The 15,328-nt window shown below is 57.8% G+C and carries 10 protein-coding genes and 1 pseudogene; all 11 read right to left on the reverse strand.

Annotation, left to right across the window (positions count from 1 at the left end):
• Positions 1–18 precede the first annotated feature (18 nt).
• The 11 genes and pseudogenes from QMG15_RS11295 to QMG15_RS11345 all read right to left on the reverse strand — a co-directional run bounded on the left by QMG15_RS11295 (position 19) and on the right by QMG15_RS11345 (position 15,307).
• Complete coding sequence (locus QMG15_RS11295; protein WP_281788679.1) at positions 19–1,500, reverse strand: glutamate synthase subunit beta; 1,482 nt, start codon at positions 1,498–1,500, stop codon at positions 19–21.
• 29 nt (positions 1,501–1,529) lie between these two features.
• Positions 1,530–6,239, reverse strand: coding sequence for a glutamate synthase large subunit (gene gltB / locus QMG15_RS11300; protein ID WP_281788680.1), 4,710 nt, complete (start codon positions 6,237–6,239; stop codon positions 1,530–1,532).
• A gap of 173 nt (positions 6,240–6,412) precedes the next feature.
• Positions 6,413–7,126, reverse strand: a complete 714-nt coding sequence (locus QMG15_RS11305) for a transposase (protein ID WP_281788681.1) — start codon at positions 7,124–7,126, stop codon at positions 6,413–6,415.
• Between the two features lie 34 nt (positions 7,127–7,160).
• On the reverse strand, positions 7,161–8,033 hold the full coding sequence (locus QMG15_RS11310; RefSeq protein ID WP_281788682.1) for an SAM-dependent methyltransferase: 873 nt from the start codon (positions 8,031–8,033) through the stop codon (positions 7,161–7,163).
• A gap of 3 nt (positions 8,034–8,036) precedes the next feature.
• Positions 8,037–8,612, reverse strand: a complete 576-nt coding sequence (locus QMG15_RS11315) for a DUF1415 domain-containing protein (RefSeq protein WP_281788683.1) — start codon at positions 8,610–8,612, stop codon at positions 8,037–8,039.
• The gene (locus QMG15_RS11320) at positions 8,605–9,822 is read right to left on the reverse strand and encodes an MFS transporter (RefSeq protein WP_281788684.1); all 1,218 of its coding nucleotides are present in this window, start codon (positions 9,820–9,822) and stop codon (positions 8,605–8,607) included. The genes QMG15_RS11315 and QMG15_RS11320 overlap by 8 nt, the downstream gene beginning before the upstream one ends.
• A 21-nt stretch (positions 9,823–9,843) precedes the next feature.
• Positions 9,844–10,998: a deoxyguanosinetriphosphate triphosphohydrolase gene (locus QMG15_RS11325; protein ID WP_281788685.1), complete on the reverse strand. Its 1,155-nt coding sequence runs from the start codon at positions 10,996–10,998 to the stop codon at positions 9,844–9,846.
• A gap of 150 nt (positions 10,999–11,148) precedes the next feature.
• Positions 11,149–12,249: a 3-dehydroquinate synthase gene (gene aroB, locus QMG15_RS11330; protein ID WP_281788686.1), complete on the reverse strand. Its 1,101-nt coding sequence runs from the start codon at positions 12,247–12,249 to the stop codon at positions 11,149–11,151.
• 3 nt (positions 12,250–12,252) lie between these two features.
• Positions 12,253–12,828 carry a shikimate kinase gene (locus tag QMG15_RS11335; RefSeq protein WP_281788687.1) on the reverse strand — a complete coding sequence of 192 codons (576 nt, stop codon included), beginning with the start codon at positions 12,826–12,828 and terminating at the stop codon, positions 12,253–12,255.
• A gap of 8 nt (positions 12,829–12,836) precedes the next feature.
• A pseudogene (gene pilQ / locus QMG15_RS11340) lies at positions 12,837–14,261 on the reverse strand (type IV pilus secretin PilQ); the annotation flags it as partial.
• Between the two features lie 116 nt (positions 14,262–14,377).
• Complete coding sequence (locus QMG15_RS11345) at positions 14,378–15,307, reverse strand: pilus assembly protein PilP (protein ID WP_281788688.1); 930 nt, start codon at positions 15,305–15,307, stop codon at positions 14,378–14,380.
• Positions 15,308–15,328: the final 21 nt, after the last annotated feature.

Genomic DNA, 15,328 nt, shown 5'->3' on the forward strand with positions numbered 1-15,328 from the left:
GCTTGTAAAAATGGTCAATTAACGGGGCAAATCGCTCGCGCCCATCAAGAACTCATCCACCGAGCGTGCAGCCTGGCGGCCTTCGCGGATGGCCCAAACGACCAAAGATTGACCGCGACGGATATCGCCTGCGGCAAACACTTTGGGCACGTTAGTGGCGTAACCACCGGTGAATTCGGTCGTGGCCTTGGCATTGCCGCGTGCGTCTTTCTCAACGCCGAAGCCTTCCAAAATGGTGGCCACAGGGTTCACGAAGCCCATCGCCAACAACACGAGGTCGGCTTTGATGATTTCTTCGGAGCCCGCAACCTCGACCATCTTGCCGTCTTTCCATTCGACGCGAACGGTTTTGACGCCTGTGACTTTGCCGTTTTCGCCAACAAACTCTTTGGTCGAGATGGCGAATTCACGCTTGAGCAAACCTTTTTCGGCGCTCTCGTCGTGGCTAGAGCTGGTGCGCAGCTTCAGCGGCCAGTAAGGCCACACCAAAGGCTTGTTCTCGTGCTCGGGTGGCATAGGCATCACCTCGAACTGAACCACGCCAGCAGCGCCGTGGCGTGTGCTGGTGCCCACGCAGTCAGAGCCGGTGTCGCCACCGCCGATGACCACCACATGCTTGCCGTCTGCACGCAATTGGTCTTTGACCTTGTCGCCGCCGTTGACCTTGTTTTGCTGGGGCAAGAACTCCATCGCAAAGTGAATGCCAGCCAAGTCGCGGCCAGGAGCGGGCAAATCACGTGACTGCTCAGAGCCGCCAGTCAACAACACAGCGTCGAAGTCTTTTTGGAGCTGAGCTGGTGTGATGGTTTCTTTGGCCCAGTTGGTGACCTTAGAGCCCTTGGGCAACTCGCCCACCATCACGTTGGTGCGAATGGTCACGCCTTCGGCTTCGAGCTGCTTAGCGCGGCGGTCGATGTGCGACTTCTCCATCTTGAAATCTGGAATGCCGTAACGCAACAAACCACCAATGCGGTCGTTCTTTTCGAACAAGGTCACGTCGTGACCGACGCGCGCCAACTGCTGTGCAGCGGCCATGCCGGCAGGGCCTGAGCCCACGACAGCAACCTTCTTGCCAGTCTTGTGTTTGGCGGGCTTAGCCACCACCCAGCCTTCATTCCAAGCTTTGTCAATGATGGCGTGCTCGATAGACTTGATGCCCACCGCGTCGCCATTGACGTTCACCACGCAGGCTGCTTCGCAAGGCGCGGGGCAGATACGGCCGGTGAACTCGGGGAAGTTGTTGGTGCTGTGCAGCACGTCAATCGCGTTTTTCCAATCGCCTTGGTACACCAAGTCGTTGAAGTCCGGAATGATGTTGTTGACTGGGCAGCCGTTGTTACAAAACGGTGTGCCGCAGTCCATGCAACGGGCAGCTTGTGCATTGGCTTGTTTGTCGTCCAAACCAATCACAAATTCGTCGTAGTTTTTCAAGCGCTCTTTGACGGGCTTGTAGCCCTCTTCGATGCGCTCAATTTCCATAAAGCCAGTGACTTTTCCCATGATTCAAATCCTTATACTGGTGCTGTGCATTACTTGACGGCGACGGCTTTTTTGGCCGCAGGAGCTTTGGCAGTCTTGGCTGCGTTCAACTCGCCCAAGGCACGCTTGTATTCGTTGGGAAACACTTTGACAAACTTGGCACGTGCGGTGTCCCAGTTGTCCAGCAAATCGCGGGCGCGTTTAGAGCCCGTCCAACGGTGGTGGTCTTCGAGCAACTTCTTGAGTTGCGCTTCGTCGGTTTGGTCACGGTGCCAAATGGCGCGTGGGATAGACGCTTCTTGCTCGGCAGCAGACAACACTTTTTCCATGGAGACCATGGCGGTGTTGCACTTCTTGTCGAACTGGCCGTCTTCGTTGTACACGTACGCCACACCGCCGCTCATACCCGCAGCGAAGTTGCGGCCGGTTTTACCCAACACCGCCACTGTGCCGCCTGTCATGTATTCGCAACCGTGGTCGCCTGTGCCTTCAACCACTGCGGTCGCGCCGGACAAACGCACTGCGAAACGCTCGCCAGCCACGCCAGAGAAGAACGCTTCACCGCGCGTCGCACCAATCATCACGGTGTTACCCACGATGATGTTGTTGACGGCTTCGCCACGGAAATCAATGCTGGGACGAACCACCACGCGGCCGCCTGAGAGGCCTTTGCCGGTGTAGTCGTTGGCGTCACCAATGAGGTACAGCGTGATGCCGTTGCACAAGAACGCGCCAAACGATTGACCGCCCGTGCCTTCGAGTTGGATACGGATGCTGTCGTCTGGCAAACCTTCTGGGTGCACCTTGGTCACAGCACCAGACAACATCGCACCGACTGAGCGGTTGACGTTGCGGGCCACTTCCATGAACTGCACCTTCTCGCCGCGCTCGATGGCGGGCTTGGATTTTTCGATGAGTTTTTGGTCCAGTGCTTTTTCCAAGCCGTGGTCTTGCTTGTCCACGTGGTAGCGAGGAATTTCTGGGCCCACTTGGGGCACAGCCAACAAACGTGCGAAGTCGAGGCCAGAAGCTTTCCAGTGCTCGATGCCAGCGCGCATGTCGAGCAGGTCGGCACGGCCGATCATGTCGTCAAACTTTTTGATGCCCAACTGCGCCATGATTTGACGCACTTCTTCAGCGATGAAGAAGAAGTAGTTGACGACGTGCTCAGGCTTGCCTGTGAACTTCTTGCGCAACTCTGGGTCTTGTGTGGCCACGCCCACGGGGCAGGTGTTCAAGTGGCACTTGCGCATCATGATGCAGCCCTCAACCACCAGCGGTGCAGTGGCAAAACCAAACTCGTCAGCGCCGAGCAAAGCACCCACAGCCACGTCGCGGCCAGTTTTCATTTGGCCGTCGGCTTGCACGCGCACGCGGCCACGCAAACCATTCAACACCAAAGTTTGTTGGGTTTCGGCCAAACCGATTTCCCAAGGTGAACCGCAATGCTTGATGGAAGACCAAGGCGATGCGCCTGTGCCGCCGTCGTGGCCAGCGATCACCACGTGATCGGCCTTGCACTTGGCAACGCCTGCGGCAATCGTGCCCACGCCGATTTCGGCCACCAACTTCACGCTGATGTCCGCGTGAGGGGCGACGTTCTTCAAGTCATGAATCAACTGAGCCAAGTCTTCGATCGAATAGATGTCGTGGTGTGGCGGGGGCGAAATCAAGCCCACGCCTGGCACGCTGTAACGCAGCTTGCCGATGTACTCAGACACTTTCGCGCCTGGCAACTGACCACCTTCACCAGGCTTAGCGCCTTGAGCCATCTTGATCTGAATTTGGTCAGAAGAAGACAGGTATTCAGCTGTCACACCGAAGCGGCCAGAAGCCACTTGCTTGATGCGTGAACGCAGGCTGTCACCCGCTTCCAAAGGCATGTCGACTTCCACCACGTCAGCGCCAATGACGCTCTTCAAAGTTTCACCCTTTTTGATGGGGATGCCTTTGAGTTCGTTGCGGTAACGCGCTGGATCTTCACCGCCCTCACCCGTGTTGGACTTGCCGCCGATGCGGTTCATCGCCACGGCCAAGGTGGCGTGTGCTTCAGTCGAGATGGAACCGAGTGACATCGCGCCGGTGGCGAAACGTTTGACGATTTCAGTGGCTGGCTCGACCTCGTCCACCGAGATGGCTTTGGATGGGTCAATCTTGAAATCGAACAAACCGCGCAAGGTCAGGTGACGCTTGTTTTGGTCGTTGACGATTTGTGCGTATTCTTTGTACGTGCTGAAGTTGTTGGAGCGCGTGCTGTGTTGCAACTTGGCAATCGCGTCAGGCGTCCACATGTGCTCTTCGCCACGGGCGCGCCAAGCGTACTCACCGCCTGCATCGAGCATGTTGGCAAGCACGGGGTCTTCGCCAAATGCGGCCTTGTGCATGCGAATGCCTTCTTCGGCCATTTCGAAAATGCCGATACCTTCCACGCGGCTTGGTGTGCCGGTGAAGTACTTTTGCACAGTTTCGGTGTTGATACCGATGGCTTCAAACAACTGCGCGCCGCAGTAAGACATGTAAGTGGACACGCCCATCTTGGACATGATTTTCGACAGGCCTTTGCCGATCGCTTTGATGTAGTTGTAGATCGCTTTTTCGGTCGACAAATCGGCTGGCAAATCTTTGTGCAGATTGGCCAATGTTTCGAGCGCGAGGTAGGGATGCACGGCTTCTGCGCCGTAGCCAGCCAACACCGCAAAGTGATGCACTTCGCGGGCGCTGCCAGTTTCGACCACCAAGCCAGCGGTGGTACGCAAGCCTTCGCGCACCAAGTGTTGGTGGATCGCAGACAGAGCCAACACCGCAGGAATCGCCACTTGTGTGGGGCCCACAGCGCGGTCGCTGATGATGAGGATGTTGTGGCCGCCTTTGATGGCGTCCACGGCTTCAGCGCACAACGACGCCAACTTGGCTTCCACGCCGTCGTGGCCCCAAGCCAGTGGGTAAGTCATGTCGAGCGTGGCGCTCTTGAACTTGCCGTGTGTGTGTGTTTCGATGTCACGCAACTTGGCCATGTCGGCGAAGTCCAGCACAGGCTGGCTGACTTCCAAACGCATGGGTGGGTTGACTTGGTTGATGTCGAGCAAGTTGGGCTTAGGGCCCACGAACGACACCAAGGACATCACGATGGCTTCACGGATCGGGTCGATCGGTGGGTTGGTCACTTGCGCGAACAACTGCTTGAAGTAGTTGTACAGCGGTTTGTTTTTGCTAGACAACACGGCCAAGGGGCTGTCGTTGCCCATCGAACCAATGCCCTCTTCGCCGTTGATGGCCATAGGCGCCATCAAGAACTTAATGTCTTCTTGGCTGTAGCCAAACGCTTGTTGACGGTCCAGCAGAGACACATCACTGGCTTGGGCGACTTCGCCTTCGTGGCCTTTGACGTCGTCGAGCTTGATGCGGACGTTTTCAATCCATTGCTTGTAGGGCTTGGTGTTGGTCAGGCCAGCTTTGAGTTCTTCGTCGTCGATCATGCGACCTTGCTCAAGGTCGATCAAGAACATCTTGCCGGGCTGCAGACGCCACTTGCGCACAATCTTGCTCTCAGGCACAGGCAACACGCCCGACTCAGAGCCCATGATGACCATGTCGTCGTCGGTGATGCAGTAGCGTGAAGGACGCAAGCCGTTGCGGTCCAGCGTGGCGCCGATTTGGCGGCCGTCGGTGAACACAATAGAGGCTGGGCCATCCCATGGCTCCAACATCGCCGCGTGGTATTCGTAGAAGGCCTTGCGGCGCTCGTCCATGGTGGTGTGGTTTTCCCATGGCTCGGGAATCATCATCATCACAGCTTGGCTGATGGGGTAGCCGGCCATCGTCATCAATTCGAGGCAGTTGTCGAACGTGGCGGTGTCGGACTGGTCAGCGAAGCTGATGGGGTAGAGCTTTTGCAGGTCGTCGCCCAACACGGGAGAAGACATCACGCCTTCGCGGGCCTTCATCCAGTTGTAGTTGCCTTTGACGGTGTTGATCTCACCGTTGTGCGCCACATAGCGATAGGGGTGAGCCAACGGCCATTCTGGGAAGGTGTTGGTCGAGAAGCGTTGGTGCACCAAGCCGAGGGCGGACACGCAGCGCTCGTCAGTCAAGTCACGGTAATAGGTACCCACTTGGTCGGCCAGCAACAAGCCTTTGTAAATGATGGTGCGGCTAGACATGCTAGGCACGTAATACTCTTTGCCGTGCTTCAAGTTCAAGTGCTGAATCGCGGCGCTGGCTGTTTTGCGGATCACGTACAGCTTGCGCTCCAGCGCGTCTTGCACGATCACGTCATTGCCACGACCGATGAAGATTTGACGGATGACCGGCTCTTTTTCACGCACGCGGGGCGACATGGGCATGTCGAGGTTGACCGGCACATCGCGCCAGCCCAACAACACTTGGCCTTCGGCTTTGACAGCGCGGTCCAACTCTTGCTCGCAAGCCAAGCGCGACGCGCTTTCTTTGGGCAAGAACACCATGCCCACGCCATATTCGCCGAGTGGCGGCAAGGTCACGCCAAGCTTTGCCATCTCTTCGCGGTACAACGCGTCGGGCAATTGAATCAAGATACCTGCGCCGTCGCCCATGAGTGCGTCCGCACCCACAGCACCACGGTGGTCGAGGTTTTCCAAAATTTTGAGCGCTTGACCCACGATGGCGTGGCTCTTTTGACCCTTGATGTGAGCGACAAAGCCCACGCCGCAGGCGTCATGTTCGTTAGATGGGTCGTACAAACCCTGAGATTGCAGTTGTGCTTTATCGGCAGCCGTGGTCATGGCGCATTCCTCAAAAATTCAGCGGGACAAGAAGGATACTGCACTGCAGCATCCATGCCAAGAGAAATAATTGGGGTCAGAACCCAATTAATTAAACCCGGGATTTGTTGTTAAATTAATTAGGGACAGATTGAAATTCTGATTCGCTAAAGGTAGCACCACAGCTCAAACCCTTATTTTTCGGGCTTCTCTGTATTTTTTGGCTTGCTAAATGGCCTGCCCGGTTTGGTTTTAACCAAGCGTCTTTCGGTTTGCGTCTGTAAATCGGCCACAAATCGCGCGTCACCCAGCGCCCAACCACTGAGCGTGGCATCGGTCAATGCACCCTGCTGGTCCGCACTGAGGCCTGTACGCACCAATTCGGCGTATGCCGCTTCACGTGCAAACGGGGTATTGCCCAGCCCCCAATACAAGGCATGCGGCGTGATCAACCTGTCAATTCGTTGCCCCGCGTAATGCCCGTAGCTCGACCATGCGTAATCCTCAGGCTGCGCCACCATGTGGGCACGCACGGGGTTGAGGTCGATGTAGGCCATGCACGCCAGCAAGTAGCGATCGGTCTGAATGAGCGTGGAGCGGTAGCGCCCTTCCCACAACGTGCCCGTGCGTGCGTGCACTTTGTTGAACACCTGCACATAGCTGCGGCCCACAGCCTGCATCATCTTGGGCAGGCCCTGGTCTTCTTGTGGCGTGAGCAGCAAATGCAGATGGTTGCCCATCAACACATACGCGTGAATGTCGACCTTGTGCGCGCGGCTGTGCTCGAACAGCAAATCGAGCATGCGCTGGTAATCCGCGGTGCTGCGAAAAATGTCTTGTCGGTTGTTGCCCCGCAGGATGACGTGGTGCGGGTAGCCGGTGACGGTGAGACGGGGTAGGCGGGCCATCTGCTGATGGTAATTCGAATCTGACCCCGATTAATTAACCGTTCACTTGGAATCGTGTCTCAGCCAACTCTTGCAAGCCAAACTCTTCCAACAAAGCCGTCAAGCGCTCCGCCGCACTGCGCTTTTTTTGCCCCGTGTATTTGGCCAAGATGAGTTCGTTTTTCATGCTGTGCTCCCAACCGACCAGCTCGGTCACGGTCACTTGGTAGCCCATCGCTTCTAGGTACAAACAGCGCAGCACATTGGTCAGCTGGCTGCCCATCTCGCGCGTGTGCAGCGGGTGACGCCACAGCTCGGCCAACGGTGTGCGTTGCAAATTGAGTGCTTTGTTTTTGTTCAGCGCGCGCGCCAGCTCGGCTTGGCAACACGGCACGAGCACCATGTATTTGGCTTTCTTTTGCAGACCAAACGCAATCGCGTCATCGGTGGCCGTGTCGCACGCGTGCAGCCCAGTGACCACATCAATTTGGTCGGGCAAAGCATCGCTGTGCGCGGACTCGGCCACGCTGAGGTTGAGAAACTTCATGCGCTCAAAGCCCAAGCGCTGCGCCAGTGCTTGGGACGACACCACTAACTCGCTGCGCGTCTCGATGCCGTAAATACTGCCCTGCCCCAAGGCTTTGAAAAACAAGTCGTAAATGATGAAACCCAAATACGACTTGCCCGCGCCGTGGTCGGCCAAGGTGGGGCCTTGCTCGCTGGCCGGCAGTTCTTTCAGCAGCTTTTCAATGAACTGATACAGGTGATACACCTGCTTGAGCTTGCGGCGCGAATCTTGGTTGAGCTTGCCGTCGCGGGTGAGGATGTGCAGCTCTTTGAGCAACTCGATGGACTGGCCGGGGCGCAGGTCGAGCTGAGAACTTGGGTCTTGGGGCTTAGCCGCAACAGCGGGTTTGTGTTTGGACATGGCTCAATTGTGCAGTCGAGACGCAATGCCCAACTTAGCCCACCCCGCATGCCCCAACTTATTCAACACCTCAATGTTGCGTTCAAAGATGAGCGACGCATCGGGATAAGCCTCGACCGCTTTGTCAAGGCTGGCTTCGCGCAGCAAGTGCAGCGTGGGGTATGGCGTGCGGTTGGTGAAGTTCTCAATGTCGTCCACCTCCGTGCCGCCGAATTGGTAGTGCGGGTGAAAGTCGGCCACTTGCAGCACGCCGTCTAGTTCTAAGTCCATCAGCACTTCGTCGCAGTCTTCAAGGAAGTCATTGAAGTCCAAAAAGTCGGGCAAGGCGTTGGGCGCAATCAGCAGCGTGGTGTCTAGTTTGTCTGGGTCGGCCTCGGCCAAGTGTTGCAACTCTTCACGCAGCATGGCCAGCAGGTCGGCTGGCTCGGCGGATGCGCACACGCGGTAGCGCACCATGTCTTTGACCACCACCGCTTTGGCGAAGGGGCACAGGTTGAGGCCCACCACGGCTTCTAACAACCACTTTTGCGTGTCTTCGATGGCGGTGCGTTCTTGGTCTGGAGTCAATGTGTCAGTCATGTTTTTCTTTCTTGTGCAATGCACGGCCAATGAAATGCGCCAACACCGCGCCCGCCAAACTGAGTGTGGCGGTGACGGCCCACGTCCACTGCCAGCCGCCTGCGCTGGCCGCCACCCATGCCACCAAGGGCGGGCCTGCAAACTGACCCAGCGCCGAGAGCTGCTGCATGTAGCCCACAGTGGTGGACACCGTGCCTTCGCTGGGGGCCAAACGTAAAGCACACGAAAACAACGTGCCGGGAATCAAACCGCCCACGGCCGAGAACATCACCACACACGCAAAGCGCAGCGAGGTAGGCAAGCCTTCGCCCTGCCACACGGCGTACGCGCCGATAGCGCCCAATGCCATGCAGGCAAAGCCGATCAAAAGTAAACGTTGTGTGGGCCAGCCACGTTGCAGCAAACGGCCCGACATGATGTTGCCGCTCACATTGGCCAGCGCCACGCAGCCAGACAACACGCCCGCCGTGCCCGCAGCCAAACCCAGCTCGGCATAGACCGTGGGCAAGAAGCCCACCACGGCCAACCATTGCGAGGAATACACCGCAAACGTGAGCGCCACCAACCAAGGGCCAGGGCTTTGAAGGGTGAGCGCCAAGCGCTTGGGCCATGCATCATTGGCGGCGTTGTGTATGGGTGCGGGCGGCTGCACATCGGGCACGCACAGCCACACGGCCACCCAAGCCAACGCGGCCACTGCACCGAGCAGCCACCACCAAGCAGACCAGTTCAAACCTGCAATGACCCAAGGCCCCAACAGCAACGCCAGCGCACTGCCTGTGGGCATGTAGGAGCCCCACCAGCCCATGCGACCGCTCAGCTGCGAGGCATCCACCGTGCGGCGAATGAGTGCAGGCGCAGGCATGACAACCAGCAAAAAGCCCAAGCCCTCTAACGCACGCAAGACCAACAAGCCATTGGCATCGGCCACAAACCCACCGCTGATGCTGGCGAACGACAACAGGCCAAGACCGACCAACATGCTGCGGCGCAGGCCCAAACTATCGGCACTCAGGCCTACAGCCAAGCCCAATGTCATGCTGGCCACTTGCACCGCAGACAACAAGAAGCCGGCTTGTACCAAAGTGATATTCAGTGCGTCTTGCAGCACCGGCAACGCGGGGGGCAGCTTGCCCACATGCAGCGCGGCGCATACGCCTGCAAACACGATGACCCACGAGGGATGAATGCCAAAACGGTGGTGGCGCATATCAGGTTTGAGCGGTTGAAGTTAAGCCGTCAATCGCGCGTGCTCGCGCGTGGCGAAACGGTCTGTCATGCCAGACAGGTAGTCGGCCACGGCACGCGGCACATCGCTGCGCTGGGCGTAGGCAGCTGGCATTTCTTGAGGCTTGGCCAAGTAAACAGCAAACAGCTCTTGAACCATCGCACGCGCACCATCGGTGGTTTGCATGACCTGCGGGTGACGGTACAAATTTCGGAACAAGAACGACTTGAGCGCTTTCGACTCTTCGTACATCGCCGCGCTGAACTGCACCAGCGGCGGGCATTGACGGGCTTCGTCAGCACTGGCGGGTGCGTGCTGTTGCAGAGCCGCGCGTGTGGCGTTGATCACGTCGTACACCTGGTCGCTCAACATGCGGCGAATGGTTTCGTACAACACGCGACGGCCTTGCGTATTGGGATGCTGCGTTTGCAGGTGCGGGTACTCAGCCAAGGTTTGCGCGTGATAACGGGCAAACAATGACACGTCTTGCATTTGTTCGAGCGTGAGCAAACCAGAGCGCACGCCGTCGTCAATGTCGTGCGCGTTGTAGGCAATGGCGTCGGCCAAGTTGCACAGTTGCGCTTCTAGGCTGGGCTGTGTGCCGTTCAAGAAACGCGCAGCAACGCCACCGGGTTCTTGCGCGTTGATGAGTTCTGCGTTGCGACGCGCGCAGTGCTTCAAGATGCCTTCGCGGGTTTCAAAGCTCAGATTCAGACCATTGAACGCGGGGTAGCGTTCTTCCAACTCATCCACCACGCGCAGGCTTTGCAAGTTGTGTTCGAAGCCGCCGTAGGGGGACATACATTCGTTCAGCGCGTCTTGCCCCGCGTGACCAAAAGGCGTGTGGCCGAGGTCGTGGGCCAGGGCGATGGCTTCGACCAAATCTTCGTTCAAGTTCAACGCACGGGCGATGGAGCGGCCCAGCTGCGCCACCTCTAACGAGTGCGTCATGCGCGTGCGAAACAAATCGCCTTCGTGGTTCAAGAAGACTTGGGTTTTGTAGACCAAACGTCTGAACGCGGTGGAGTGAACGATGCGGTCGCGGTCGCGCTGGTGCGGGTTGCGAAAGCTGGGGGCGTGCGCGGGGGCTTCTTGCTCTTTGTATCTGCGACCACGGGACAGTTCGGGTTGGCAGGCGTAGGGGGCGAGTTGGGTCATTGCTTTTGTTTTCTGTGCTCGCTGGCGGTATGGGGGATGTGCCGCTGATGATTTCTGGACCAGCATGAAGAAGCGGCACATCCCCCATACCGCCAGACTGCGTCGGGGCTTTGTTGCACTCGCCCCGTTTTTTGCATTACCTCTTGCGGCTTATTTTTCACAGCAATCGTCGATGACTTGGGCCACCAAGGCATCGGGTGCGCCGCGCACGATGGCGGTGCCGGGTTTGTCTATGAGCACGAATTTGATTTCACCGGCTTCTGCCTTTTTGTCCACGCGCATGTGGTGCAGGTATTCGTCGGCGCCAAGTTTGGGGCCGACGATGGGCAGGCCTGCGCGTTCGATGAGGGCGGTGAAGCGTGACACAAAGGCCTCGTCCACCAAGCCCAAACGTTGCGAGAGGTGCGAGGCCATGACCATGCCGCAACCCACGGCTTCGCCGTGCAGCCATTCGCCAAAGCCCAAGCCCGCTTCGATGGCGTGGCCAAAGGTGTGGCCGAAATTCAGGATGGCGCGGATGCCACCTTCGCGTTCGTCTTGGCCGACCACCCATGCTTTGATTTCGCAGCTGCGCTTCACAGCATGTGCCAAAGCTTTTGGGTCGCGTGCCAAGAGCGCGTCGAGGTTGGCGTCAATCCAATCCAAAAACTGCATGTCGGCGATGGGGCCATATTTGATGACTTCAGCCAAGCCCGCGCTCATCTCGCGTTGGGGCAAGGTTTGCAACGTATCTAGATCGCACACCACGCGTTGCGGTTGGTAGAACGCGCCAATCATGTTTTTGCCGATGGGGTGGTTGATGGCTGTCTTGCCACCCACCGATGAATCGACCTGCGCCAGCAAGGTGGTGGGCACTTGCACAAAAGGCACGCCGCGCATGTAGCAGGCGGCAGCAAAGCCAGTCATGTCACCCACCACGCCGCCGCCCAAGGCGAACAACACGGTTTTGCGGTCGGCACCTTTGCCCAGCAGCTCATCAAAAATCAGGTTGAGGGTTTGCCAATCTTTGTGACTCTCGCCGTCGGGCAAGGCCACGGTGTGGACGTGTTTGTAGAGCGGCGCCAGCGCGGCTTGCAAACGCTCAGCGTAGAGGGGGCCCACGGTGTCATTGGTGACGATGAGGGCTGCCGAGGCTTTGGGCAAATCGGCCCACGTACCAGCGGCGTCGAGCAACTGCTCGCCAATCAAGATGCTGTAACTGCGGTCGCCTAAGTCAATGGCAACGCGTTCAAGGTGTGAGGTGTTCGACATGGCTCAAATTCTGTGTGGGGGCGACACGCGTGGGCGGTCAGCAGGCGCGGGGGGCGAGACGGGTTTGATGTGCCCAGCCAATTCGAGCTGCGCCACGATCATGTTGACCAAGCTGGCCACATTGGGGCGGCCTGTTTCAATGACGTAGTGCGCGGTTTCGCGGTACAGCGGATCGCGCTTTTCCATCAACTCGCGCAAGCGCGCTTGCGGGTCAGCCACTTGCAACAAGGGGCGGTTTTGGTCGTTGCGCAAACGGCGAAACACTTCTTCGGGACTAGAACGCAAATAAAACACATGGCCGTGTTGGTGCAGACGTTCACGGTTGATGGGGCGCAGCACCGAGCCGCCGCCGGTGGACAACACGCCTTGGTGGTTTTGGCACAAATCGGCCAGCACTTCAGATTCGAGGTCGCGAAAGCGGTCTTCCCCTTCGCGTTCGAAATATTCGCGCACCGAGCAACCCAAGCGGTTCTCAATCGCGTGATCCGAATCAACAAAGGGGAGGTGAAGACGTCGCGCAAGTTGACGTCCAACAGTCGTTTTACCGGAACCCGGCAGACCCACCAAAACCAACAACATATGCTTTCTTAACGTGCAACGGCACTGTGATCGAGCATTTTAGGGGTTATGAAGACCAGCAACTCTTGCTTGGCTTGGACTTGACGGCGGTTTTTGAACAAATAGCCCAACACAGGGATGTCACCCAAGAAAGGCACCTTGTACTCGTCCTCTTGCTCGCTGGTCTCGTAAATGCCGCCAATCATGACCGTGCCGCCGTTTTCCACCAGCACTTGGGTCTTGATGTGTTTGGTGTCAATGGCAAAACCAGCGGGGGTAATTTGGCCTACGTTGTCTTTGGAAATATCCAGATCGAGCACGATGCCGCCCTCCGGCGTGATTTGCGGCGTGACCTCCAACTTGAGGTTGGCTTTGCGAAAGGCCAAAGTGGATGCACCGCTTGCGGCCGCCACTTGGTAGGGCAACTCGGTCCCTTGCTCGATCACGGCTTTGGCTTGGTCTGCGGTGACCACGCGCGGGCTAGAGACGACCTTGCCTTTGCCATCGGCTTCCAAGGCCGACAACTCAAGGTTGAGAAAACGGTTCTTGGCCGAGTTGAAGATGGACACGGCAAAACTGGCTGACGCAAAGCCATTCAGGCCAGCCGCAGGCAGATTGACGAACTGGCCCGAGGTGTCCAGCGCTTTGTCGGCGATGTTGAAGCTGGTGGCTTGTAGCGCCGTGGGGTTGGCATTGGCCATCACATTGGCATTGGTCGGCCCCCACACGCTTTGCGCACCAACCTGCCCCATGCCGCCCAAACGCACGCCGAGGGTTTGGCCAAAGGTGTCGCTGGCTTGCACGATGCGCGCTTCAATCATCACTTGGCGCAGGGGAATGTCGATCTTGGCAATCATCTGAGCCACTTGGTCGATGCGCTCGGCAATGTCGGTCACAAACAGCTGGTTGGTGCGAGGCTCGGCCATCGCGCTGCCGCGTGTGCTGAGGATGCGTGAGCCACCGCTCATCGAAGACAGACTGAAGGGAGTTGCGTTTGTGGGTGATGCGTAGCCAAGACCTGCGTTGCCTAAGCCACCCAGACCACCGAGCCCGCCATAACTGCCAACAGCGCCTGCACCATAACCACCCATCGCAGGCAACACCGTGCCACCTTGAATCTGCGTCAGCACATCCACCGCCTTGGCGTAGTTGAGGGCAAAGCCTCGCGTTTGCATGGGCTCTAGGTTTTGCGCCGCCAACTTGCTTTCATACTCAAGTTTTTCACGTGCAGCGACTTCTACGCGCGGCGCCACCCAAATGACGTTGCCTTGCTTGCGCACGCTCAGACCTTTGGCCTGCGCCATGATGTCCAACACTTGGTCCCAAGGCACTTTGTGTAGTTTGAGCGTAAGCGCGCCCGTCACACTGTCTGACGTGATGATGTTGAGCCCCGTGAAATCCGCCACGATTTGCAAAGCTGTGCGCACCTCGATGTTTTGAAAATTCATCGACATGGATGCACCGGTGTAGTTCGGCTTAACTTCTTGGCTGCGCAGTGGCAAAACCCAGGCACAGCACACAGCGATCAAACACAACACCGCTGAACGGCCCACACAGAGGTCGCGGCGGCTCATGGCGCAGCGTCTTTCAAAGGCAAGGTCGCCTCGCGGGTCAGCCATTCGCCTGTCGCATTCAGCACCAACTCTTGCAACATCAGATGGTCTGGGGAAATTGCGATCACACGCCCAAAGTCATGCCCCAAATAACCACCCACACGCACACGATGCACCGTCATCATGGATGGGTCCTTGTTGCCACCCGCCGCCGGTAGCACTTTGACCAAGGCTTCAACATCCGTCCCAGTAGCAATTTGCCCCACGTATTGCAAACGTTCGCGCGGAAAAGCTTCCAATGTCGCACGCGGGCGAAGGAGTTCAGGCGCTACCAACTTGGCATAGCTGGGGTGTTGCTGGGCGCGCATGCGCTGTGCGTGTATCCACGCTTGCGCATTGAAAGGGTCCGTCGCGGTGGTGTCTTCCGCACTCAAACTGCTCAGCGCAAACGACGCTTCGTGCGCCGTAGGCTGAGGGGCCACAGCCACCACTTGCGCAGAAATGCCACCCCGTGGGTCGGCTTTGAGTTCAAGTGACGACACGGTCACACCTGGCGCAGAGGTCGGCCACTGAGCCAGCCAATTGAGCCAAGCCTCCCACGAGCCTTGTACCTGCCAATGCAAGGGCAGTTGTTGAATGTGCAGGGCACTCAAAGCAGCGGTTTGCAGGGGCTTATCCACACCGAGCTGCGAGAACTGCAAGCCTTGTTGTCGCGCGAGCGTGGCCAGCGCAGTCGTATCCACAAAAGAAAGTTTCAGGTCCGTTTGCGTTTGCAACAACAGGGCTGTTTGCTCTCGCATGTCCTGTGTGGCTTGTTGTTGTGCAAGCAGCTGCTCTTGGGCCTGAAGGGCTTCATCCCAAGCTTGCCAGCTCTTGGCCCACCAAGGGCTCAACAAGCAGATGCCAATGATCGCCGCGCACACAAACAAGGCGCGTTGATATGCCATGGGCCAACCCCACGGTTGACG

Source organism: Limnohabitans sp. INBF002, from assembly GCF_027924905.1.
Classification (GTDB): Bacteria; Pseudomonadota; Gammaproteobacteria; order Burkholderiales; family Burkholderiaceae_C; genus Limnohabitans.